Annotated in this window: 16 protein-coding genes; 11 read left to right on the top strand and 5 right to left on the bottom strand. The window is 62.1% G+C overall.

Annotated features, from left to right (window positions below; translation table 11 throughout):
* Nucleotides 1–262: 262 nt before the first annotated feature.
* The 5 genes from ACM6IT_RS24330 to tpx all read right to left on the bottom strand — a co-directional run bounded on the left by ACM6IT_RS24330 (nucleotide 263) and on the right by tpx (nucleotide 10083).
* A complete protein-coding gene (locus ACM6IT_RS24330; protein WP_414918852.1) occupies nucleotides 263–1744 on the bottom strand; it encodes an efflux transporter outer membrane subunit in 1482 nt (493 codons plus the stop codon).
* Nucleotides 1741–4848 (bottom strand): efflux RND transporter permease subunit, encoded by a 3108-nt coding sequence (locus tag ACM6IT_RS24325; RefSeq protein ID WP_056727534.1) that lies wholly within the window; start codon nucleotides 4846–4848, stop codon nucleotides 1741–1743. The genes ACM6IT_RS24330 and ACM6IT_RS24325 overlap by 4 nt, the downstream gene beginning before the upstream one ends.
* A 148-nt stretch (nucleotides 4849–4996) precedes the next feature.
* Complete coding sequence (locus ACM6IT_RS24320; RefSeq protein ID WP_409079260.1) at nucleotides 4997–8092, bottom strand: MdtB/MuxB family multidrug efflux RND transporter permease subunit; 3096 nt, start codon at nucleotides 8090–8092, stop codon at nucleotides 4997–4999.
* Entirely contained in the window at nucleotides 8089–9405 is a 1317-nt protein-coding gene (locus tag ACM6IT_RS24315; RefSeq protein WP_414918851.1) for an MdtA/MuxA family multidrug efflux RND transporter periplasmic adaptor subunit, read from the bottom strand. The genes ACM6IT_RS24320 and ACM6IT_RS24315 overlap by 4 nt, the downstream gene beginning before the upstream one ends.
* A 177-nt stretch (nucleotides 9406–9582) precedes the next feature.
* Nucleotides 9583–10083 (bottom strand): thiol peroxidase, encoded by a 501-nt coding sequence (tpx, locus tag ACM6IT_RS24310; RefSeq protein WP_056727540.1) that lies wholly within the window; start codon nucleotides 10081–10083, stop codon nucleotides 9583–9585.
* A 308-nt stretch (nucleotides 10084–10391) separates the two neighbouring features.
* Here tpx and ACM6IT_RS24305 point away from each other — a divergent pair, with 308 nt between their 5' ends.
* The 11 genes from ACM6IT_RS24305 to ACM6IT_RS24255 all read left to right on the top strand — a co-directional run bounded on the left by ACM6IT_RS24305 (nucleotide 10392) and on the right by ACM6IT_RS24255 (nucleotide 24296).
* Nucleotides 10392–10817, top strand: a complete 426-nt coding sequence (locus ACM6IT_RS24305) for a YciI family protein (RefSeq protein ID WP_056727543.1) — start codon at nucleotides 10392–10394, stop codon at nucleotides 10815–10817.
* 635 nt (nucleotides 10818–11452) lie between these two features.
* A complete protein-coding gene (locus tag ACM6IT_RS24300; RefSeq protein ID WP_414918850.1) occupies nucleotides 11453–12403 on the top strand; it encodes a transporter in 951 nt (316 codons plus the stop codon).
* A gap of 8 nt (nucleotides 12404–12411) precedes the next feature.
* The gene (locus ACM6IT_RS24295) at nucleotides 12412–13392 is read left to right on the top strand and encodes an AAA family ATPase (RefSeq protein ID WP_414918849.1); all 981 of its coding nucleotides are present in this window, start codon (nucleotides 12412–12414) and stop codon (nucleotides 13390–13392) included.
* Nucleotides 13392–14336: a DUF58 domain-containing protein gene (locus ACM6IT_RS24290; protein ID WP_414918848.1), complete on the top strand. Its 945-nt coding sequence runs from the start codon at nucleotides 13392–13394 to the stop codon at nucleotides 14334–14336. Before ACM6IT_RS24295 ends, ACM6IT_RS24290 begins: the two co-directional genes overlap by 1 nt.
* The gene (locus tag ACM6IT_RS24285) at nucleotides 14333–14917 is read left to right on the top strand and encodes a DUF4381 domain-containing protein (RefSeq protein WP_414918847.1); all 585 of its coding nucleotides are present in this window, start codon (nucleotides 14333–14335) and stop codon (nucleotides 14915–14917) included. The genes ACM6IT_RS24290 and ACM6IT_RS24285 overlap by 4 nt, the downstream gene beginning before the upstream one ends.
* Nucleotides 14904–15896, top strand: a complete 993-nt coding sequence (locus ACM6IT_RS24280) for a vWA domain-containing protein (protein WP_414918846.1) — start codon at nucleotides 14904–14906, stop codon at nucleotides 15894–15896. Before ACM6IT_RS24285 ends, ACM6IT_RS24280 begins: the two co-directional genes overlap by 14 nt.
* A gap of 1 nt (nucleotide 15897) precedes the next feature.
* Complete coding sequence (locus ACM6IT_RS24275) at nucleotides 15898–17478, top strand: VWA domain-containing protein (protein WP_414918845.1); 1581 nt, start codon at nucleotides 15898–15900, stop codon at nucleotides 17476–17478.
* Nucleotides 17475–18920 carry a hypothetical protein gene (locus ACM6IT_RS24270; RefSeq protein ID WP_414918844.1) on the top strand — a complete coding sequence of 482 codons (1446 nt, stop codon included), beginning with the start codon at nucleotides 17475–17477 and terminating at the stop codon, nucleotides 18918–18920. The genes ACM6IT_RS24275 and ACM6IT_RS24270 overlap by 4 nt, the downstream gene beginning before the upstream one ends.
* Nucleotides 18917–19945, top strand: a complete 1029-nt coding sequence (locus tag ACM6IT_RS24265) for an HAD family hydrolase (protein WP_223541478.1) — start codon at nucleotides 18917–18919, stop codon at nucleotides 19943–19945. The genes ACM6IT_RS24270 and ACM6IT_RS24265 overlap by 4 nt, the downstream gene beginning before the upstream one ends.
* Nucleotides 19946–20018: 73 nt before the next feature.
* Nucleotides 20019–21599 (top strand): arylsulfatase, encoded by a 1581-nt coding sequence (locus ACM6IT_RS24260; RefSeq protein WP_414918843.1) that lies wholly within the window; start codon nucleotides 20019–20021, stop codon nucleotides 21597–21599.
* A gap of 183 nt (nucleotides 21600–21782) precedes the next feature.
* Nucleotides 21783–24296 (top strand): fused MFS/spermidine synthase, encoded by a 2514-nt coding sequence (locus ACM6IT_RS24255; RefSeq protein ID WP_414918842.1) that lies wholly within the window; start codon nucleotides 21783–21785, stop codon nucleotides 24294–24296.
* The last annotated feature ends 207 nt before the right edge of the window (nucleotides 24297–24503 follow it).

Genomic DNA, 24503 nt, shown 5'->3' with positions numbered 1-24503 from the left:
GCCATCAGTCCGATGAAACGCTTGTTTTAAGGTTTTACATTAAGCCTTGCATGCCCCGGATTCAGGGCTGGGATTAGCGTGCCAGGCGCATCGCCTCAATGGCGAATGCACTCATTGTGGCGAGGGAGCTTGGTCCCGCTCGAGCGCGAAGCGGTCGCAAAACAGGTGGCCGCGACCTTTCAGGAACAATTTGGGGTGCAGGTTTTGGGGCTGCTTCGCAGCCCAGCGGGAGCAAGCTCCCTCGCCACAGTGTCCCTGTCCGTTATTGTCTGTCACTCACCTCAAGCTGCCCGTCCCAGCCACCTCCCAACGCTGCAATCAACTGCACGCTGGCTAACAAGCGGCTTTGCAGCAGATCGAGGTTGCTGCGCTCATTGTTCAGCGCCGCCGCCTGGGTCACCACCACATCGATATACGCGATCAAGCCGGCCTTGTACTGGTTCTGGGTCAGGCGCAACGATTCCCGGGCCGCATCCAGTGCCTGTTGGCGCACGACAGCTTCGTCCTGCAGCACCTTGAGCTGCACCAGGAAGTTTTCCACTTCGCGAAAGCCGTCGAGCACGGTCTGGCGGTACTTGGCCACCGTTTCGTCATAGGCCGCTTCACTGCGGTCGACTTCCGCCGAGCGCTGGCCGCCGTCGAACAGGGTCATGGCCAATTGCGGTCCGACCGACCAGAAGCGGTTCGGCAGGCTGATCCAGTTGGAATAAGTGCTGCTGCTGTAACCGCCGTTCATGCTCAGGGTCAGGTCGGGGTAATAGGCGGCCTTGGCCACGCCGATGTTGGCGTTGGCGGCCATCACCGAGCGCTCGGCCGACGCGATGTCCGGGCGACGTTCCAGCAGCTGCGAAGGCAGTGCCAGCGGTACTTGCGGCAACTGCGGGATGTCCTGGCTTTCCGCCAGGCTGAATTGCGCTGGCGGCAGGCCGATCAGCACGGCAATGGCGTTCTCGAACTGGGCGCGCTGCCAGATCAGGTCGACCATATCGGCTTCGGTGCCTTTGAGCTGTGTCTGGGCCTGGGCCACCGCGTCCTTGCCCGAAACACCGGCGCGGTACTGGTTCTCGGTCATCTTCAACGAACGCCGATAAGCCTCGACCGTGTCCTGGAGCAAGCGTTTCTGGCCATCGATCACCCGCAGTTGCAGGTAATTCTGCACCAGCTCCGACTGTTGACTCAGGCGCATGGCCGCCAGGTCGGCAAAGCTTGCCTGGGCATTCGCAGTGTCGGCTTCGAGGCCTCGGCGCAGCTTGCCCCACACATCCGCTTCCCAACTGACGCCCGCCTGGGCCGAGTACGTGTCGCGAATACCGCTGGACGAACTGCTCAGGCTGGAGCTGCTGCTACCGGTACCCTGGCTAGAACGGTTCTTGCTGACGTTCAGGTCCACCGTCGGGAAAAACGCCCCCCGGGCGCTACGCACCAAGGCCTGGGCCTGGCGGTACTGCGCTTCGGACTGGGCGACGGTCTGGTTGGCGCTGTTGAGTTTTTCGATCAGCTCGTTGAGCTGCCGGTCGCCATACAACTCCCACCACGCGCCGCGCGCCAGGGCATCGCTGGGGTTGGCCTGCCGCCAGCCCTCTGCGGCCTTGTACTGCGCAGGCTCCGCTGTTTGCGGGCGCTGGTAATCCGGGCCGACGGCGCAGGCACTGAGCATCGCCACGCACAGTGACAGGCTCAACAGGCGCGAGCCTCGGGCCGTGAGCAGCGGTGCAGCCAGGTTGAAAAGCGAACGGTCAGTCATAGCGGAGTTTCCAGAGCAGCATCGGTACGCACCCCGCGCCATTTATTGAAGCGATGGCGCAGTCTGTCGAGATAGAGGTAAACCACCGGGGTGGTGTAAAGCGTCAGCACCTGGCTGAAGATCAGCCCGCCGATGATGGTCAGGCCCAGGGGCTGGCGCATTTCCGCCCCTTCGGCGCGGCTCATCAGCAAAGGCAAGGCACCGAGGATCGCCGCCAGGGTGGTCATCAGGATTGGCCGCAAACGTTGCAGGCAGGCGCTGCGGATCGACTCCAGCGGTGCCATGCCCTGGCTTCGTTCCAGTTGCAACGCCAGGTCGATCATCAGGATCGCGTTTTTCTTCACCACGCCGATCAGCAGAAACAGCCCCAGCAACGAAATAAGGCTGAACTCGCCGCCCAGCGCGTAGATCGACAGCAAGGCACCGACCCCGGCCGACGGCAGGGTCGAGAGAATCGTCAGCGGGTGTATGTAGCTTTCATACAACACACCCAAGACCAGATACACCGCCACCAGCGCCCCCAAAATCATCCACGGCTGACTTTTTTGAGTCGCCGCGAAAGCGTCGGCTGTGCCGGCCATTTTAGCGATCACGTCTTCGGGCAGGCCGACCTTGGCAATCGCCCGCTCGATGGCGGCACCGCCCTGCTCCACGGTCACGCCTTCGGCCATGTCGAAGGCAATGCTCTCCGAGGCGAACTGGCCTTCGTGGCTGACCCGGTCGTTTTCCAGGCTGTTTTCGTAATGGGCGATGGTCGACAGCGGGATCCGCGCGCCGTCAGCGGTGATCACCTGGACCTGCTTGAGGGTGATCGGGTCCTGGGCGTATTTCGGATTGACCTCCATCACCACCTGATACTGGTTGAGGCTGTCGTAGATGGTCGATATCTGCCGCTGGCTGTAGGCGTTATTCAGCACCGCCGTGACCATGTCCATGTCGACACCCAGGCGCTTGGCCTGGTCACGGTCGACGATCAGGGTCACTTGCCGGGCGCCGCGGCCTTCGCGCGCATCGATCGCCGTCAGCTCCGGCAAGGCCTTGAGCGCGGTGACGACTTTCGGATACCACTCGCGCAATGCCCCCAGGTCCCCGCTCTGCAGGATGTACGAGTACTGCGAGGTGGTCTGCTCGCGACCGCCACCGAATTGCAGGTCCTGGTCTGCCATGAGCATCAGTTGTGCCCCGGGAACCTTGGGCATTTCCTTGCGCAGGCGTTCGATGACCTTCTGCGCGGAAATGCTGCGCTCCTTGATCGGTTTGAGGCGCACCAGCATGAAGGCGTTGTTGGTGCCGTTGTTGCCGCCAATGAACCCGGCGACGCTTTCTACTGCCTCATCCTTCAACACCGCCCGGCGGAAAATCTCCATCTTCGGCTGCATCACACTGAACGACAGGCCGTCGTCGCCGCGCACGAAACCGATCAGCTGGCCGGTATCCTGTTGCGGCATAAATGTTTTAGGAACAACTACATACAGCGCAATGTTCACGCCGATTGTCACAAACAGACTGAGCAAGGTCAGGCGCTTGTGGCGCAGCACCCAGTCGAGGCTGGTGGCGTATTTGCCGACCATCCAGTCGTTGGCCCGCCGACTCCAGCGTTGCAGGCGGTTCTCCTGCCCCGGCGTGTGCGGCTTGAGCCAGCGGGCGCAGAGCATCGGGGTCAGCGTCAACGACACCACCAGCGAGACCACGATGGCCGCCGCCAGAGTGATGGAGAATTCGCGGAACAGGCTTTCAATGATCCCGCCCATGAACAGGATCGACAGGAAAACCGCCACCAGCGACACGTTCATCGACAGCAAGGTAAAGCCGACTTCCTGGGCACCCAGGTACGCCGCGCGCATCGGCCGCACGCCTTCGTCGATGTGCCGGGAAATGTTCTCCAGCACGACGATGGCATCGTCCACCACCAGCCCCGTGGCCAGGATCAACGCCATCAGCGACAGGTTGTTCAACGAAAAGCCGTAGAGGTACATCACGGCAAAGGTGCCGACCAGCGACACCGGCACCGCCAGGGTCGGGATCAGCGAAGCGCGGAAGTTGCCGAGGAACAGGAACACCACCAGGATCACCAGCGCCACGGCGATCAGCAGGGTCATTTCCGCCTCGTGCAGCGTGGCCTTGATCACCGGCGAGCGGTCCATGGCCAGGTTCAGCTTGACGCTGGCCGGCAGCACCGCCTGCAACGCCGGCAACTGCGCCTTGATCTCGTTGACCGTCTCGATGATGTTGGCGCCGGCCTGCCGGTTGATCACCAGCAGCACCGCCGCGTCATCGTTGAAGAAACCGCTGTTGTAGCGGTCCTCGACGCCATCGCTGACCTTGGCCACATCCTTCAGGCGCAGGGCCGCGCCGCCGTTGTAGTGGATGATCAGCGATTCGTAGTCCTTGGCTTTTTCCAGCTGGTCGTTGGCCTGGACCTGCCACAGCCGTTGATCGTCTTCCACCGAGCCCTTGGGTCGGCGCACGTTGGCGTTGGCGATGGTGTTGCGCACATCGTCCAGCGCCACGCCGTACTGGTTCAACGACTGCGGTTCGAGTTCGATACGTACCGCCGGCAGCGAGCTGCCACCGATCTGCACCTCGCCGACGCCCTGCACCTGGGACAGGCTCTGGGACAGGATCGTCGAGGCCAGGTCATAGAGCTGACCTTTTTCCAGCACATCCGACGTCAGCGACAGCACCATGATCGGCGCCTGGGACGGGTTGACCTTCTTGTAGGTCGGCATGCTGCGCATCCCGCTCGGCAGCAGTGTGCGCGAGGCGTTGATCGCCGCCTGCACTTCCCGCGCCGCGCCATTGATGTCGCGGTCCAGGTCGAATTGCAGGATCACCCGGGTCGAACCCTGGCTGGAGCGGCTGCTCATGGTGTTGACCCCGGCAATGCTGCCGAAGGAGCGCTCCAGAGGCGTGGCCACGGTCGATGCCATCACCTCGGGGCTGGCCCCAGGCAGGCTGGCCTGGACCACGATCACCGGAAAGTCCATTTGCGGCAGCGGCGACACGGGCAGCAAACCGAAGCTCACACCGCCCAGCAGCATGATCGCCAGGCTCAGCAACATGGTCGCGACCGGGCGCTTGATGAAAGGTCCCGAAAGGTTCATCGATGATTGCCCCCCGCACCAACCCACGAGCCCTGCTGCCCCCCTGTGGGAGCGGGCTTGCTCGCGAAGAGGGCCTTGCATTCAACATTCCTGTCGACTGACCGGACGCCTTCGCGAGCAAGCCCGCTCCCACAGGTTCTGCGGGGCGTCATACCGTCGTCTCCTGAGCGTCGGCCTTGCCAAAACGACGACCGAGACGATCGAAGTACAGGTAGATCACAGGCGTGGTGAACAAGGTCAGAATCTGACTCAGCAACAGGCCGCCGACCATCACCAGACCCAGCGGCTGGCGCAGTTCCGCGCCGGAACCGGTGGCCAGCATCAACGGTACGGCACCGAACAGCGCGGCCAGGGTGGTCATCAGGATCGGCCGGAAACGCAGCAAGGCCGCCTGATAGATCGCCGTTTGCGGGTCCATGCCCTGGTTGCGCTCGGCGTCGAGGGCGAAGTCGATCATCATGATCGCGTTCTTCTTCACGATGCCGATCAGCAGAATGATGCCGATGATCGCGATCATGCCCAGGTCGTTGCCGCTCAGGATCAACGCCAGCAAGGCGCCCACCGCCGCCGACGGCAGGGTCGAGAGAATGGTAATCGGGTGGATGTAGCTCTCGTAGAGCACGCCCAGCACGATGTACATGGTCACCACCGCCGCCAGAATCAGCAGCAAGGTGCTCGACAACGAAGCCTGGAACGCCTCGGCCGCGCCCTGGAACTGGGTCTGCACGCCAATCGGCATGCCGATGTCCTTCTGCACCTGCTCGATGATCTCGACCGCATGCCCCAGCGCCACGCCGGGCGCCAGGTTGAAAGACATCATCACCGCCGGGAACTGGCCGATGTGGGTGATCGCCAGTTGCGCCTGGCGCTCTTCGATGCGCGCCAGGCTGGACAGGCGCACCTGCCCGCCATCGGTGGTCTTGACGTGAATCTGCTCCAGCGCCTGCGGGCCGATCTTCTCCCCGGACTGCGATTGCAGCACCACGCGGTACTGACTGGCCTGGGTGTAGATCGTGGAAATCTGCCGCTGACCAAAGGCGTCGTACAGCGCATCGGTGATGTTCGACACCGACACCCCGACCCGCGAAGCCGCATCGCGGTCGATCACCAGATAGACCTGTAAGCCCTTGTCCTGCAAATCGCTGGCAACGTCGGTCAATTCCGGTCGGTCGGCCAGGGCCTCGACCAGGCGCCCGCTCCACAGGCTCAGCAACTCAGAGTCCGGCGACGACATGCTGAACTGGTACTGCGTGCGGCTGACCCGGTCTTCGATGGTCAGGTCCTGCACCGGCTGCATGAACAGGCGGATGCCGACCAGTTTGTCCAGTTCCGGTTGCAGCCGGGCAATCACTTGCGTGGCGCTCAGGTCGCGGTCGCGATGCGATTTGAGGTTGATCAGCAACCGGCCGCTGTTGAGGGTCGAGTTGTCGCCATCAACGCCAATGTAGGAAGAGAGGCTCTCGACCGCCGGGTCGGCCAGGATCACCTTGGCCAGTTCCTGCTGGCGCTCGCTCATGGCGGCGAAGGAAATCGATTGCGGTGCTTCGGAAATACCCTGGATGACGCCAGTGTCCTGCACCGGGAAGAAGCCCTTGGGCACCACCATGTAGAGGAATACCGTCAGCGCCAAAGTGCCGATGGCCACCATCAGGGTCAGCGGCTGGTGCTTGAGCACCCACTGCAACTTGCGTCCGTAGGCGGCGATCATCCAGTCGATGAACGCGCCGCTGGCACGGTAGAAACGGCCCTGCTCGGCTTCCTTGGGCTCACGCTTGAGCAACCGCGCGCACATCATCGGCGTCAGGGTCAGGGAAACCACCAGGGAAATCAGGATCGCCACCGCCAGGGTGATGGCGAACTCTCGGAACAAGCGCCCGACCACGTCCGCCATGAACAGCAGCGGGATCAGCACGGCGATCAGTGACAATGTCAGTGAGATCAGGGTGAAACCGATCTGTTTGGCGCCCTTTAGCGCCGCGTTCAGCGGGCTGTCGCCCTCTTCGATGAATCGGGAAATGTTCTCCAGCATGACGATCGCATCGTCCACCACGAAACCGGTGGCGATGGTCAGGGCCATCAGGGTCAGGTTGTTGACCGAGAAGCCTGCCAGGTACATCACGCCGAACGTACCGACCAGCGACAGCGGCACGGCCACCGACGGAATGATCGTGGCGCTGGCGCGACGCAGGAACAGGAAGGTGACCATGACCACCAGGGCGATGGCGATCAGCAATTCGTGTTGCACGTCCTTGACCGAGGCGCGGATGGTCTGGGTGCGGTCGGTCAGCACTATCACGTCGAGGCCGGCCGGCAGGTTGTCGGTGATGCTTGGCAGCAGGGCCTTGATCCGGTCCACTACCTCGATCACGTTGGCACCGGGTTGACGCTGGATGTTCAGCAATACGGCCTGGTTCTCGTTAGCCCACGCAGCGAGGCGCTCGTTCTCGGCGCCGTCGACGATTTCCGCCACGTCCTTGAGGCGCAACGGTGCGCCATTGGCGTAGGCCAGGATCAGGTTGGCGTAGTCCTTGGGCGACGTCAGTTGATCGTTTGCATCGAGCATCGAGACTCGGGTCGGGCCGTCGAAGTTGCCCTTGGGCTGGTTGACGTTGGAGGCGCCTATCAGGGTGCGCACGTCCGACAGGTTCAAACCATTGGCGGCCAGGGCTTCCGGATTGACCTTGATGCGCACGGCCTGGCGCTGTCCACCGGCAATGCTGACCATGCCGACGCCGCTGATCTGGGCAATCTTCTGCGCCATGCGCGTATCGACCAGGTCATTGAGCTTGGGCAGCAACATGGTCTTGGAGGTGATGGCCAGGGTCAGCACCGGCGTGTCGGCCGGGTTGACCTTGTTGTAAACCGGCGGCGCCGGCAGGTCCTTGGGCAACAGGTTGGTCGCGGCGTTGATCGCCGCCTGCACTTGTTGCTCGGCCACGTCCATGTTGATGTCGAGGCTGAACCGCAGGGTCAGCACCGACGCGCCACCGGAGCTGGTGGAGGCCATTTGCGTCAGGCCGGGCATCTGCCCGAACTGACGCTCAAGTGGCGCGGTCACTGCGCTGGTCATGACATCCGGGCTGGCGCCGGGGTACAGGGTCATGACGCGAATGGTCGGGTAATCGACCTGGGGCAGCGCCGACACCGGCAGCAGCCGATAGGCGATGACGCCGGCCAGGATAATGGCCAGCATGCTCAGGGTGGTGGCTACCGGGCGAAGGATGAACAGCCGCGAGAGATTCATGCGCCGCCCTTTTTCGCCTTGTCGGTGGTCGCGGGCGTTGCCGCGTTGACCGCCGACTTGCCTTGCAGGTGTTCGGTTGGCGTGGTCGGCACGTCCTGGCTGTCGTTGACCACCTCCACGTCGCTGCCGTCCTTCAGGCGGTCGGTGCCTTCCAATACGACCCGGTCGCCCGCCGACAGGCCTTCGGTGACCACGGTGTTCACGCCGTCACTGGCGCCGACTTTCAACTGACGGATCTTGACCTTCTTGTCACCGTCCATGGCATAGGCGAACGTGCCGTTGGTGCCGAACTGGATCGCGGCCGAAGGCGCCAGCACTACGTCTTTGAGGGTGTCGGCCAGCAGGCGTACATTGACGAACTGGTTGGGGAACAGCGACTGATCGCGGTTCTCGAAACGGGCCTTGAATTTCAGGGTGCCGGTGGTGACGTCGATCTGGTTGTCCAGGCTCTGCAATACGCCAGTGGCCTGCAGTTTGGTATCGCCACGATCCCAGGCTTCAGCCGACAGTTTGGCGCCGCTGCGATAACGGGCCAGCACGGTGTCCAGGCTGTTTTCCGGGAGGGTGAAGGCCACGCTGATCGGCTGGGTCTGGGTGATGATCGCCAGTGCGGTGGTGTCGTTGGCCGCGACCAGGTTGCCGACGTCCAGTTGACGCAGACCAACGCGACCGGTGATCGGTGCGCGGATCCGGGTGAATTCGAGGTTGAGCTTGGCATCGTTGACCGCCGCCTGATTGGTCTTGACCGTGCCCTGGAACTGACCGACCAGCGCTTCGGCGGTGTCCAGGGTCTGCTTGGCAATACTGTCTTCGCGGTACAGGCCGCGATAGCGCTCGACGTCGACCAGGGCGTTTTTCAGCTGCGCCTGATTCTGCAGCAAGGTGCCTTCGGCCTGGAGCAAGGCATTCTGGTAAGGGCGCGGGTCGATTTCGGCCAGCAGGTCGCCGGCCTTGACCATCTGCCCTTCTTCGAAATAAATCTTGACCAGTTCACCGCCGACGCGGCTGCGCACATTGATGGTGTTCAGCGCCGTGACTGTGCCCAGCGCCTTGAAATACAGCGGGAAATCACCCTTGACCGCTTGCGCCACGCGCACCGGTACCGGCCCGGACGCGCCACCGAATCCAGGGCGCATCCCGCCCGACCTGCCGGTATGCCCGGCGACGGCTTTCTGTCCCGCAGCCTCTTTGGGTGCAGCGCTGCCGGGCCAGAATTTCCAGCACAGGCCAGCGATGACCAACAAGACAAGCAGGCCGAACAGCCAGCGACGAGGACTACGGGAAGCGGAGGATTGCATTGAGTGATCAACCATTGGGCGCGTGGGCTTTTTTACATGAGGCTGAACGATAAGCACTGGCGTGTCTTAAGCAAAGCGCCTTTACCGGCAATTTACCTTTGGCTTACGTAGCAGGAGATTTATCCAAGACACTGAAACACAAATGAAAACGGCCTGGACAGAGCCAGGCCGTTAATAAGTGTAAAGCTACGCTTATTTCAGAACAGCAAGTGCCGCTTCATAGTTCGGCTCGTCGGCGATTTCGCCAACCAGTTCGCTGTGCAGCACGTTGTCGTTTTCGTCCAGAACCACCACGGCACGGGCGGTCAGGCCTTTGAGCGGGCCGTCGGCGATGGCCACGCCGTAGTTCTCGATGAACTCGGCACCGCGCAGGGTCGACAGGTTCTGTACGTTTTCCAGGCCTTCGGCGCCGCAGAAACGGGCCTGGGCGAACGGCAGGTCAGCGGAGATGCACAGTACGACAGTGTTGGCCACGTCGCTGGCCTTGGCGTTGAACTGGCGCACGGAAGTGGCGCAGGTCGGGGTATCGACGCTTGGGAAGATGTTCAGCACTTTGCGCTTGCCGGCAAAGTCTTTCAGGGTGACGTCGGACAGATTGCCGGCAACCAGGGAAAAGGCTGGCGCCTTGGAACCGGCTTGTGGCAGTTGGCCGTTGACTTGAACCGGATTGCCTTTAAGGGTGACTTGAGCCATGAACGGAGTCCTTCTGAACGTTGTGGTGGAGAATTTTGGCGAGGCCGAAGTTAACCATGAAATTGTCCTGCGACCTATGGCCAAACATAAATTGTCATGTAACAGGGCATAAAACTGGATACAACCCACAACCCTGTGTTAACCGAACAAGCCGGCAAAAGTACAGAGTACGCCTTCGCCCGCCGCCTCCCGAGGCTCATGACGAAAGGCACAGGTCATCGGCGAAAACTTTTGTTAACACTCTGTCGAATTGCTCCACCGTCGTTCGACTATAAATCGAGCCACTCAACTGCAACGGAGACGACACCATGCGATTCATGATCATCATCAAGGCCAGCCAGGATTCCGAAGCCGGCGTCATGCCCAGCCAGGAACTGCTGACGGCCATGGGCAACTACAACGAAGAACTGGTCAAGGCCGGCATCATGCTAGCGGGCGAAGGCCTGCACCCGAGCAGCAAAGGCGCACGGGTAAAGTTTTCCGGTGGCAAACACACGGTGATCGACGGCCCCTTCATCGAAACCAAGGAACTGATCGCCGGTTTCTGGTTGTGGAAAGTGAAGTCAAAAGAAGAAGCCATCGAATGGGTCAAGCGCTGCCCCAACCCGATGCCGGGCACCGAGGCCGAGATCGAGATTCGCCAGGTATTTGAAGCCGAAGATTTTGGTGCCGAGTTCACACCGGAACTGCGCGAGCAGGAAGAGCGGGTTTGGGAGCAGGCGAAGAAAAACTGAACCTCCCGGTGGGAGCGAGCCTGCTCGCTCTCACCGGATTCGCACCCACCCGCAAGCCTGCATCCTCCCCCTCCTTATCACCTCAAAGCGGCAACCCCTTGTTTCGTATCAACTTCTTAGTACACAAAAAACACCGAGAACCTGCACACAAAACGAAAGAATTAACCCATTCGACTGGCTAACTCATGTTTAGATGCTTAACTCTATCTGACGCGTCCTACGGCTCGTTCAGAAACGGATTACGGAGTAACGGCCAAAAACAAGGCCGAGTATCCAATGAGCCACCAGGGAATCGGGGGAATCATGTCGAAAAATATGGAGATGCGTGCCTTTCTTTTGGCGAGTCTGCACACGCCTTGCCTTTATACCCGGGCACACCCCAACACTCCGTCCAACCTGCCGCCCGCCGCAAGGCTCTCGATTGATACGCCCTCCTTTTCCGCGCTCCATTGCATCCGCATTGCGTACGCGCAACACGCTCGATGTGTTCGCCGAGCAATCACCGCGCTAACCCGTCCCGGCCACAAAGAACCTATCCATGGACGCTGGTATCTGCCTAAGCCGCAAGTCAGCAACATCGAATGGAAAATGTCGCTAGTGAACACCGTCAATAAAAGCAATAAGTGGAGTCAGTCTTGATCAGGCCTTTTGTAGTGCGCCCCCTGTTGTTGGCGCTGTGCATGGTCAGCGGCAGCCCGTTGGTACTGGCGGCTGAAGGTGGTGTCGGACGACCGATTACCGGCCAGCAAGTGTTCTCCAATGCCGGGATCGTGCCGCCGGAGCCGGGTTGGGTCATGTCCCTGACCAGCATCTGGTACGACGGCGACCTCAAGGGCAGCACCCAGGTGCCTTTGGTGGGGGCCTCAAGTACCGGGCTGGACATGAAGGTGTCCTACACCATGGCCAACTTCACCCATGTCTGGGACACCGGCAAGGGTCGCTGGAACTACGCATCGGCCGTTGGCGTTCCGGTGCAGTACACCGACATCTCGGCCAACATCACCGGGCCCCGCGGCCGAACGCTGGGCTCCTCCGACTCAGGCACCCAGTTCGCCGACATGCTGGTGACGCCGATTGCCGCCGGCTATCACTTCGACGAGCTCAACCACATCGCGTTCTCGCTGCCGATCTACGTGCCCACCGGTGCCTACAACGACGACCGCCTGGCCAACCCCGGGCAGAACAACTACACCTTCATGCCGACCGTGGCGTTCACGCATCTGGATGGCAAGGGCGGCGAATTCACGCTGTCGAGCGGCCTGGAGTTCTACACCGAGAACGACGCCACCGATTATCGCAACGGCGATATCTACACCCTCGATGCGCTGTGGACCCACGGTTTTGGCAACGGCTGGAACGCCGGTATCGCCGCCGGTTACATCCAGCAGATCACCGATGACTCGGGGTCGGGTGCCGACAGCGGCTTCCGCGGACGTTCCGTGGGTGCGGGCCCGACAGTGGGCTGGACCGGCAAATTCGCCGACGCCCAGGCCAACTTCAATGCGCGCTGGGTGCCGGAGTTCGACACCAAAAACCGCCCTGAAGGCAATGGATTCAGCGTCAACATGACCCTGGCGTTTTTCTAGGAGACCCCATGAGCGCACTCAACGACCTCAATGCCCTGCAAGCCAGTATCGCCGAAGCGGTGCTCGGCCAGGACCAGGTGATCCGACAGATGCTCGTCGGCTTGCTGGCCAACGGGCACCTGCTCCTCGAAAGCCTGCCCGGCCTGGCCAAGACCCGCACGGTCAAGTCACTGGCCAGACACCTGGACGCGAAGATGAGCCGCATCCAGTTCACCCCGGACTTGCTGCCATCGGACATCACCGGCGCCGAGGTGCTGCATCAGGTCGAAGGCAAGAACGAAATCCGCTTCCAGCCAGGCCCCCTGTTCGGCAACCTGATACTCGCCGATGAAATCAACCGTGCGCCGGCCAAGGTCCAGGCGGCGTTGCTCGAAGCCATGGAAGAACGCCAGATCACCGTGGCCGGCAACAGCCATGTGCTGCCGGACCTGTTCATCGTGGTCGCCACCCAGAACCCGATCGAACAGGAAGGCACGTATCCGCTGCCGGAAGCGCAGATGGACCGCTTCCTGATGAAAGTGCTGCTCGATTACCCGAGCGCGGAAAACGAAAGCCAGGTGCTGCGCCTGCTGCGCGAAGAAGAACAGGCCCTGGGCGCCAAGACCGCTGCCGTGCAGGGCTTCTCCCTGTCCCAGGACGTGGTGTTCGCCGCGCGCCGTGAAGTCAGCGCCGTGCACGTCTCCCCGGCCATCGACCGCTACCTGATCGACCTGATCAATGCCACTCGCCACCCGGCCGATTACGACGCCGACCTCGGGCGCTGGATCAGCATCGGCGCCAGCCCTCGTGGCGGCATCGGTCTGGACCGCTGTGCCCGGGCCGACGCCTGGTTGCAGGGCCAGGATTTCGTTTCTCCGGACAACGTCCGCGCCGTGGTGCACCCGGTGCTACGCCATCGTCTGCAACTGAGCTACGACGCGGTGGCCGACGGCGTGAGCGCCGATCAGGTGCTCGACCGCCTGCTCGATAAAGTGGCGATTCCAGCCTGATGTCCATGAACAGCGCCGACGGCCTGGTGTATGTCTCTCTGGCACAGTTGATGGCCCTGGAGTTCAAGGCCCGTGACCTGAGTTTTCTGGCGCGTCAGCCCCAGGGCAGCATCCTGGCCGGTAACCACGCTTCGCGTTTGCGTGGCCGGGGCCTGAACTTCGATGAACTGCGCCGCTATCAGCCGGGGGACGATTTGCGCCACCTCGACTGGCGCGCGTCCCTGCGCACCGGCAAACCGGTGGTGCGGACATTCACCGAAGAGCGTGACCGCCCGGCCCTGATCCTCGTAGACCAGCGCATGTCGATGTTCTTTGGCTCGCAACGCAGCTTCAAATCCGCCGTCGCCGCCGAACTCGGCGCCCTGGCGGCATGGATGGTGTTCAACGCCGGCGACCGCGTCGGTGGACTGGTCTTCAACGATCAACGCATCGACAGCATCGCCCCGCTGCGCAGCCGCAAACGGATCGAAGCGCTGTGCAGCCGCATCGCCCAGCAAAACCAGGCACTCAACGCCGCCAACCCGGACGCCGAAGGCGAAGACCAGCTCGACAAGGTCCTGCAGCATTGCCTGGCCGTGGCCGGTCACGATCACCTGATCTGCATCGTCAGCGACTTCGCCGGAGCCGGCGAACGCACCTTAAAACTGATGCGGCAACTGGCTGCGCACAACGATGTGATTGCCATGCAGGTATACGACCCGCTGGCGCTGAACCTGCCGAAAAACGGCCGCGTGCTGGTCACCCAGGGGCAATTACAGGTGGAGCTGGCGGTGGATCGGCAACAAGTGCATCAACCCCTCGGGGACTTTCTCAGCGGGCGGCTCAAGGACGTCGCGACCCTGCTGCGCCGCAGCCAGGTGCCGTTGATGATGTTCAGCACAGCTACACAAGCCCACGAACAACTGCGAGCCGAGCTGGGCAAGTTTACCGGAGGGCGCCGATGAACCCCGCCATCCCGAGCATCGACCAACTCAAGGAAATGGCACTGCCGGCGCCGGTCAGTTACGCACCGCAAACCTGGGGTTGGTGGGCGTTGCTGGCGCTGTTGATCGTTACGCTGGTGGTGCTTGGTGCGCGGCGCTACTGGCAATGGCGGCGCGATCGCTATCGGCGCGAGGCGTTAATGCGCCTGGAGGAACTGCAGCAGCGCAGCAATGACCTGAGTGCATTGCGCGAGCTTCCGGAGTTGCTCAAGCGCGTCGCGATCTCTATGCCGAACGCGAAACCTGTGGGAGCGAGCTTGCTCGCGAAGGCGTCCTGTCAGTCGACATCAATATTGAATGCAATGGCCTCTTCGCGAGCAAGCTCGCTCCCACAGGGGTCTCCTGCGGCGTTGGGGAACGAAGACTGGCAGGCGTTTTTGCAGCGGCACAGTAAACAGCCCCTACCCGCCGACTTCAGCCAACAACTCTCGCTGCTGGCCTACGCCCCCGACGCAACATTGCGGGCCATGCCCACTGAACAGCGCCTGCAGCTGTTCAGTGCCTGCAAAACCTGGGTGGAGCGACATCATGTGGCAGCTTGATTACCCCTGGCTGTTGATCCTGCTGCCGCTGCCGTGGCTCGCCTATCGCTACCTGCCCGATTACCGTGAGGCGCGAAGTGCCGTACGAGTACCGTTTTTCGGGGCGATGAGCCGTGCTGTCGGCCAGGCACCGAGCCAGGCCGGCACCCGCAGCAACCGCTGGCAGTTACTCCTGAACCTGCTGGTCTGGACGCTGCTGCTGGTGGCGGCGAGTCGGCCGGTGTTGGTGGAAAAACCCATCGAACGCCAGCAGCCGGTGCGCGACCTGATGTTGGCCATCGACATTTCCCAGTCGATGGAAACCACCGATTTCACCGACGCCAATGGCCAGAAAATCAATCGCCTGGCCGCGGTCAAGGAAGTGGTGCACGGGTTCATCGACAAACGTAAAGACGATCGAATCGGACTGATCGTATTCGGCACCGGTGCCTATCCACAGGCGCCGTTGACCCTGGACCACGCCAGCCTGTCACTGCTGCTGGACGACACCGGCATCGGCATGGCCGGCCCCAACACCGCCATCGGCGACGCCATCGGCCTGAGCCTGAAACTGCTGGACCAGGCCCACGAGCAGGAAAAAGTGCTGATTCTGCTCACCGACGGCAACGACACCAGCAGCGCCATCACCCCTGATCACGCGGCCGCCATGGCTGCGACCAAAGGCGTGGTGATTCACACCATTGGCATCGGCGACCCGAATGCCGAGGGCGAAGCCAAGGTCAACCTGCAAGGCTTGCAGGACATTGCCCAGGCCACGGGCGGACGCTTCTTCCGCGCCGAAGACCGCAACGCCCTGGATCAGGTCTACAGCACCCTCGACAAACTCACCCCGCATCAGGTGAAAACCCTCAGCCATCAGCCAAAACGTGATCTGTTCTGGTGGCCGCTGGGCGCGGCCATCGCACTGCTGGCGCTATACCACCTGGGCGCCCTGTTGCTTCCACGGCTGATGCTCGCCCGTCAACGGCAGGAGGCCTGACATGGACATCAACCTCGGCGATTTCCATTTCCTGCGCCCCCTGTGGCTGTTGCTCGCGGTGTTCGGTGCATTGCTGCCGATGCTGTGGCGGCGCAACCAGGACCTGCAACGGCGCTTGCGCAGCAACATCGCCGCGCACCTGCTGCCCCATCTGCTGATCACCCCGCAGGACCGGCAACGCCTGCGTCCGGTGCATCTGGTGTGTGCGCTGCTGGTACTGGGCGCCATCGCCGCCGCCGGGCCGACCTGGGAACAGGATCGGCCGGACTTTCTGGAAAACCGTGCGCCGCTGATCATCGCCGTCGACCTCTCGCCCTCCATGGACGCCAGCGATGTTCCACCCAGTCGCCTGGAAGCGGTCAAGCACAAGCTCCACGACTTGATCCAGCGCCGCGCCGGTTCGCGCAATGCGCTGATTGCCTACGCCGGCAGTGCCCACCTGGTGTTGCCCGCCACCGACGACCCGGCGCTGCTCGATACGTTCATTCAGGCCCTGAGCACCGACTTGATCAACAAACCGGGGAAAAATGTCAGCGCGGTCATCGATCAGGCCCAGCGCCTGCTCGCCGCCGAGAAAACCCCCGGCACCCTGCTGCTGATCACCGATGGCGCCGACACCTCGGCACTGGCCGGGCTGGACAAGCAACTGGCGGACAGTGCGCTGCAAGTGCTGATATTGGCCGCTGGCAGCAGCGACGTCGGGATCATCCGCGATGCCAGCGGCCAGCCACGCACCGACAGTAACGGTCGTCCGCAACTCGGCAGTTTCGATCAGGACGCCCTCAAGCAGCTTGCCTCAACGCTGGGTGCACCGCTGGGCAGCCTGACCCTCAACGATGACGATCTGGACTGGATCGAACTGCACGCCGAGCAACACTTCCAGGCAGCCAGTGACGAACAGCGCGAACTGCACTGGAAAGACGCCGGTTACTGGCTGTGCTGGCCGCTGTTGCTGATCGCCTTCTTCAGCGTGCGCAGGGGCTGGAGCCTGAACTGGATGGCCGCACTACTGCTGGCGGTGGGTTGGGGCCTGCAACCGGCGCCGGCCCAGGCCAACGCGCTGACCGATGCCTTTTTCACCCGCGACCAGCAAGGTCGCTGGGCCTTCGAACATGAGCACTATCCTCAGGCGGCGGCGCTGTTCGTCGATCCGTACTGGAAAGGCGTGGCCGCCTATAACGCGGCCGATTTCGACCTGGCACTGGCCAGCTTCGCGCGGCTCGACACACCGCAGGCGTATTTCTACCTGGGCAACATCTACGTGCGCCGCTTCAAGTTCGATCAGGCCATTGCGTCCTATACCCAAGCGCTGAAATTGCAGCCGCAATTCCCGGAAGCCACAGCCAACCTGGCGCTGGCCATAGCCTTGGAAAAGGACACTGAAAGCGCCGAGAAAAACACGCCAGAGGTCAAACCCGACGAAATCAAGATGGACAAGGCGCCGGGTAAAGGCCAAAGCAAAAAGGTGGAAACCCGGCAAGCGGCCTCGGATGAGCAATGGCTGCAGAACCTCACCACATCGCCGGCGAAATTTCTCAAGCAGAAATTCAGCTTGCAGGATCAGGCGGGGGTCAAGCCATGACATACAGTCTGGTAGACCGTGTCGCGGCCTTCGTCGGATCGCCGCCCGGAGACAAGCCCGCTCCCACAGGGGGGCGGTGGTGCACACAAATCCAGTGTGGGAGCGGGCTTGCTCGCGAAAGGGCCCGATCAATCACCACAACACTTGGCGCCCTGCTCATCGGCTTGATCAGCCTCAACACATTCGCCGCCGACCCTCAACTGAAAGTCCAGGCCAGCCTGCAACCCGCCGATCCCGTCATGGTCGGCAGCCTGGTCAAGTTGCAACTCGATGTCTTCACCGACTCCTGGTTCACCAGCGCCCCCACCCTGCCCGACCTGAAACTGCCCGGCGCCTTGGTGATGCCACCGGACGGCCATGCCGAGCACATCAACCAGACCTTCGACGGTCAATCCTTCAGCGGCATGCGCTACAGCTACCTGATCACCCCGAACCTGGCCCAGGGCTTCGACATTCCGGCACTGACGGTACAAGCCACACCGGGTCAGGCCAGCCACGCACTCAGCGCCCAAAGCCTGCCTTTGCATTTCAACGCCGCGCAACCTCCGGGGTTCCAGCCCGGCGAGTCAGTGCTGGTGGCCCAAGGGCTGCGGTTTACCCAGAAGACCATCCATTCGGCCACGCCGCTCAAGGTCGGCGACAGCATCACCCGGGAACTGACCTTGCAGGCCGACGGTGCCCTGGCCATGTCACTGCCGACACCGACGCTGGACAACATCAAGGGCTTGAGCCGCTACCCGAAAGCACCGCAAATCCGCAATCTGGATGACGGTCGCGGCAACTTCAATGGCGGCCAGCGCATCGACAGCGTGACTTATCGAATCGACACCGAAGGTCACTACAGCCTGCCCTCCGTCGAACTGAAATGGTGGGATGCCGGCAGTCAGCAAACCCGCACGGCCACGGTGCCTGCCGTGACCTTCGACGCGGCGGCCAACAGCGCCTACAAGTCGGTATTTTCCATCACCGAAGACCTGAAAAAACTCGGCCAGCACGATCGCCTGCACCTTTCCGGGCACTGGTTCGGGCTATTGGCACTGGTGTTGGCGGTGGTGGCGTTCGGTTGGTTCAGTCGCCCGCTCGTACGCCGCGCACACCTCAAATGGCAAGCCCGACGCCGCGCCCGCCACACCGCCTGGCTCGAGTCCGCCGATTACGCGTGGCGGCAGATCCCGGCACAAATCGAGGGCAAACCGGCGCAACTCAGCGCCCTGTACCTGTGGACCCGGCGCAGCCGCCACGGCCTGAAACTGACCGGCCTCGGCCCGCGCCTGCAAACCTTCCTGCGCGCCTGTTATGGCCGCGAACCGGACAAAGAGCAAGCCTTGCGCCAAATCGGGGAATCCTTGTCTACGCTGCATAGTCAGGCGGGACGCAACAGAGAATCAGTCTCTTGTGCACTGCATCCGCTCAACCCCGTTTACGAGAAGGACTTTCCATGACGAATTCGACATCGCTACGCCATCATCGCGCCTTCGGTTTCCTGCTGACCCTGGCCTTGAGCCTGCCGCTGCTGGTGCAAGCGGCCGAGCCGCTACCCTCGTGGAACGACGGGCCGTCGAAAAAGCAGATCATCGAATTCGTGCAGACAGTCACCGATCAAAGCAGCAAGGACTTCGTCAAGCCCGAGGACCGCATTGCCGTGTTCGATAACGACGGCACCTTGTGGAGCGAGCAGCCGATGTACTTCGAGTTGCTGTTCGCCCTCGAGGAAGTCAAGCGTACAGCGGCGCAACACCCTGAGTGGAAAACCACCCAGCCGTTCAAGGCCGTGCTGGAAAACGATCACAAGGCCCTGGCCGCCAGTGGCCTTGAAGGCATGATGAAAATTTTCGGAGCCACCCACACCGGGATGACCACCGAAGCCTTCGATGACGATGCCAAGACCTGGCTGACCCAGGCCCGTCATCCGAAAACCGGCAAGCTGTACACCGAGATGGTCTTCCAGCCGATGCTGGAAATGCTCGACTACCTGCGCGGCAAGGACTTCAAGACCTACATCGTCTCCGGCGGGGACACCGGATTCATGCGCGCCTTCGCCGAGAAGGTCTACGGCATTCCACCCGAGCAGGTCATCGGCACTACATTCGTCACAACGTTTGACTACAAGGATGGCAAGGCCTCGATCCTGCGCACGCCGAAACTGGCCCACAACGACGATGGTCCGGGCAAACCGGTCAGCATCGATGCGGTGATCGGTCGTCGGCCAATCCTCGCCTTTGGCAACTCCGACGGCGACCAGCAAATGCTTCAGTGGACCGCCGCCGGTCCCGGCAAACGCTTCATGGGCCTGGTGCATCACACCGACGCCAAGCGCGAATGGGCATACGACCGGCAGTCACAGATCGGTCGCCTGGACAAAGCCCTGGACGAAGCGAACAAACGTGGCTGGACAGTCGTCGACATGGCATCCGAATGGGCCCGGATCTACCCGTTCGATGCCGCCACACCCGAGCAAGCGCAATAAAAAGACGTAACGCAGGACCGCAATAAACGTTTGTCGCAGTACGCGACGCAAGTAAGCATAAGGAGCCAGTCAGATGACTCGCATACGTAAGTGGATACCGAAACTCGCCCTGGTGGCGACAACGGTCATGGCCTTTTCGGCAACCGTCGGGGCCGCTGAGAAGCCCAACATTCTGGTGATCTTCGGCGATGATATCGGCCAGACCAATATCAGCGCCTATTCGATGGGCGTGGTCGGCTACAAGACCCCAAACATCGACCGGATTGCCAAAGAAGGCATGATGTTCACCGACTACTATGCGGAGAACAGTTGCACGGCGGGCAGGTCTTCGTTCATCACCGGCCAGTCTGTATTGCGTACCGGCCTGTCGAAGGTCGGTTTGCCGGGTGCCACGGTCGGACTGCAAAAGCGCGACATCACCATTGCCCAGGCGCTCAAGTCCCAGGGCTATGCCACCGGTCAGTTCGGTAAAAACCACCTGGGCGACCGGGATGAGTATTTGCCGACCGCCCACGGCTTCGACGAGTTCTTCGGCAACCTGTACCACCTCAACGCCGAGGAAGAGCCCGAGCGTGAGAACTGGCCCAAGGATAACCCTGAGTTCACCAAGGCCTTCACCCCGCGTGGCGTGATCCACAGCTTTGCCGATGGCAAGATTGAAGACACCGGCGCGCTGACGGCCAAGCGCATGGAAACCATCGACGACGAAACCACGGCAGCGGCCCAGGCGTTCATCGAGAAACAGGCCAAGGCGGACAAACCGTTCTTCGTCTGGATGAACACCACACGCATGCACTTGTTCACCCATGTGCGTGACTCGATGAAAGGCCAGAGCGGCATGGCCGGCAACGAATATGCGGACGGCATGATCGAGCATGACGGCGACGTCGGCAAACTGCTGAAAACCCTCGACGACCTGAAAATCGCCGACAACACCATCGTCGTCTACACCACCGACAATGGCCCGAACCAGTTCTCCTGGCCGGACGCGGCGACCACGCCGTTCCGTAACGAGAAGAACTCCAACTGGGAAGGCGCTTATCGCGTTCCCGCGATGGTCCGCTGGCCGGGCAAGATCAAACCGGGTGAAGTCTCCAACGAGATGTTCTCCGGTATGGACTGGTTCCCGACATTGCTCGCCGCGGCTGGCGATGCGGATGTGAAAAACAAACTGCTTAAAGGCTGGGCACCGACGTCCGGTGGTACCAACTTCAAAGTTCACCTCGATGGCTACAACCAGTTGCCGTACCTGACTGGCCAACAGCCTAAAGGCGAGCGCAGGGAGTATTACTACTTCAACGACGACGGCGTGCTGGTGTCCATGCGCTACGACAACTGGAAAGCGGTGTTCTGCGAACAACGTGCCCCAGGCGGCTTCAAGGTCTGGAGTGAGCCTTTCGTGTGCCTGCGAGTACCGAAAATCTTCAACCTGCGCATGGACCCGTATGAGCGTGCCGACGTGGTTTCCGATCAGTACTATGACTGGACCACCAAGAACGTTTACCTGACCGAAGTGGCAGTCGTGAAGTCGGCTGCGTTCCTGCAGACCTTCATCGACTACCCGCCAAGCCAGGCACCGGCCAGCTTCAGTATCGACCAGATCCGCAAGGCGGTAGACGCCAAGATCGCTGAAAAAATGAAAGCTGCACAGTAAGACCGCTGGACCGCCGCTCGCCTTCATTGGCGAGCGGACTTATTTTCGATCTGTGACCGCATCGACTTCATTCGCGAGCAGGCTCGCTCCCACAGGGACTGCATTGCAAATGTGGAAGCGAGCCTGCTCGCGAAGGGCCGGTGCAGTCACAGGCTATTTCGAATTGGAACAAGGCAATCCGCAATGACCTCACGTGTCGCCAGCAAGTCGTCGGCCATACCTGCCCCTCAAGTCGCCTCCCCGGCGCTGTTGATCCCCGCCCTGTTGCTGTTTGTCTCCGGCGCCGCCGCGCTGGTGTATCAGGTGCTGTGGATCAAGCAACTGTCGCTGGTGGTGGGTGTCGAGGTCTATGCCATCACCACCGGGATCAGCGCTTTTTTTGCCGGGCTGGCCCTGGGTGGCTTGCTGTTCGGCCGCTGGGCGGACCGGATGCAGCAACCGGTTGTGCTCTACGCCGGGCTGGAAGTACTGGTGGCCGTGCTCGGTGTCTCTGCGACCTTTGCCATGAGCCTGGCGGCCAGCCCGTTTGCCTGGCTGGAAGCACACTTGGGTTTGCTGGCCTGGGTGCTGCCGTTCGCGCTGGTGGGCATTCCCGCGCTGCTGATGGGCGGCACCCTGCCGGTGCTGGTTCGCTCCCTGGCCACTGAACCGCAACACCTGGGCAAGGCCGGCGGACAACTGTATGCGGCGAACACCGCCGGGGCCATCGCCGGTACCCTGCTCGCCGCGTTCGTGCTGATTGCCACCCTTGGCGTGCGCGGCAGTGCACTGGCCGCCGCCATGCTGAACCTGCTGGCCGCCGCGGGGGCTTTGTGGTTCCAGCGCCAGCGCGTGGCCCCCGTCGATGCCCCGGTGAAACATCACAGTGAAAAAGCCCCCGACCGCCTGGCCCTGTGGCTGTATTCCATTGCCGGCGGTGTGGCCCTGGGCTACGAAGTGGTGTGGTCGCAATCGATCGTGCAATTCATGAGCACCCGCACCTATGCCTTTGCCGTGGTGCTGGCGACCTACCTCACCGGCTTGTTCCTGGGCAGCATGCTGCTGGCCCGTCGGGTCGATCGCCTGCGCGATCCTTGGGGGGTGTTCGGTCTGCTGATTGCCGCAGCCGGCGCGATTGCCTTGCTGGAAGTAGCGTTGCTCGGACGTTGGCTGGTGATTGCACAAACCCTGGCGGAAAGCTGGGTATTGTCACTGGGCGGCAGTGAACTGGCGGGCATGAGCACGCGCTTTGCCGTGGCTGCCTTGAGCATCGTGTTTGTACCGACCCTGTTGCTGGGCGCGGCGTTCCCGTTGGCCCTGCGCTTGAGCGTCGGCGGCGAACAGGTGGGGCGTAATGTCGGCGAAGTCGTCGCGCTCAATACCCTTGGCGGGATTGTCGGCGTGATGCTCTGCGGTTTTGTCCTGATCCCGATGCTGGGTCTGGTGCGAACCCTGGGACTGCTGGCGATGGTCGCCGCCGCTATCGCCTGCCTCGCCGTGCGCAAGGGCCATGGCGTGAAAAAAGGCAGGCGTCAGGCGGTGGTTGCCATTGGCCTGGTGTCGCTGGCACTTGCCGTGTTCACGCCGGTCAACAAGCTCGCAAGCCTGCTGCCGGGGGCGCGCAATGGCACGCTGACGTTCTACGAAGAAGGCCGTGGCGGCACCGTCGCCGTGGTCACCCAGGGCAAGGGCGAAAGAGCGTTCCAGCGTTTGTACATCCAGGGCGTGTCCAATACCGGCGACGCCATGCCGTCCCTGCGCTACATGCGGATCCAGGCGCTGCTGCCCCTGTTGATCCACAACGGTGAGCCGCGCTCGGCACTGGTGATCGGTTTCGGTACCGGCATCACCGCGGGCGCCCTGACCCGCTACCCCGGCCTGGAACATCGCGTGGTCGCCGAACTGCTGCCTTCGGTGGTCAAGGCGGCCCCCTTGTTCAAGGGCAATTTCGATGCCGCGGCCGATCCGGGGGTCGATGTGCGCTTGCGTGACGGTCGCCAGGAACTGCTGCGCAATCCGCAGCACTACGACCTGATCACCCTCGAGCCGCCACCCCCTTCCGCTGCCGGCGTGGTCAACCTGTACTCCCGGGACTTCTACCAACTGGCCGCCAGCCGTTTGCACAAACAAGGCCTGGTTGCCCAATGGCTGCCGCTGCCAACGCAGAACATCGACGACTCGCGCTCACTGGTGCGCAGCTTCCTCGACGTGTTCCCGTACGCGACCCTGTGGACCAGCGAATTCCACGAGATGCTGCTGGTGGGTTCGATGGAGCCGATTGAACTGGATGCGGCGAAGATCAGCGCACGCTTGCAGCAGGACAGCGTTCGCAGCGCCTTGCAGGATGTCGGCGTCGGCTCGGCCGCGGCGTTGCTTGCCACCTGGGTGACTGATCGCGCGGGGCTGGAACGCTTCGCTGGCGATGCGCAACCGGTGACGGACGATCAGCCGAAGATTGAATATGCGCCCTGGGTTCGCTCGAAAGAGATCAGCCGCGTATTGCCCGCCCTGCTCGACTTGCACCAGCCGCCAGCCGTGTTGAACGCCGACGCCGGGTTCATCGAGCGCATGAACACCCAGCAACAACGCCTGATGCAGTTCTATCGGGCGAGCCTGCATGCCTACAACGGAAATCGTGACGCCTGGGCCCGGGAGATGCGCGAGGTGATGCGCGGGGATTCCGGGAATCCGTATTACCGGTGGTTTGTCGGGGAGTGATGTGGCGCCTTGGCGGCCGCCTTCGCGAGCAAGCCCGCTCCCACAAGGTGTTGTGTCGTACTCAATTGCTGTGAACAACACCAAACCCTGTGGGAGCGGGCTTGCTCCGGGCGGCGCTCCGACGAAGAGGCCATCAGCCTCGAAACAATGTCATTTGACACACACCGGCCATCCGGCAAAGCTGCACCCAGCCTGAACGCGCCCTGA

Origin of the sequence: Pseudomonas sp. IT-P4 (genome assembly GCF_949767755.1) — a bacterium.
GTDB lineage: Bacteria > Pseudomonadota > Gammaproteobacteria > Pseudomonadales > Pseudomonadaceae > Aquipseudomonas > Aquipseudomonas monachiensis.
The sequence above is the reverse complement of the archived record's forward strand: the minus strand, read 5'-3'. Positions and strand labels throughout refer to the sequence as shown.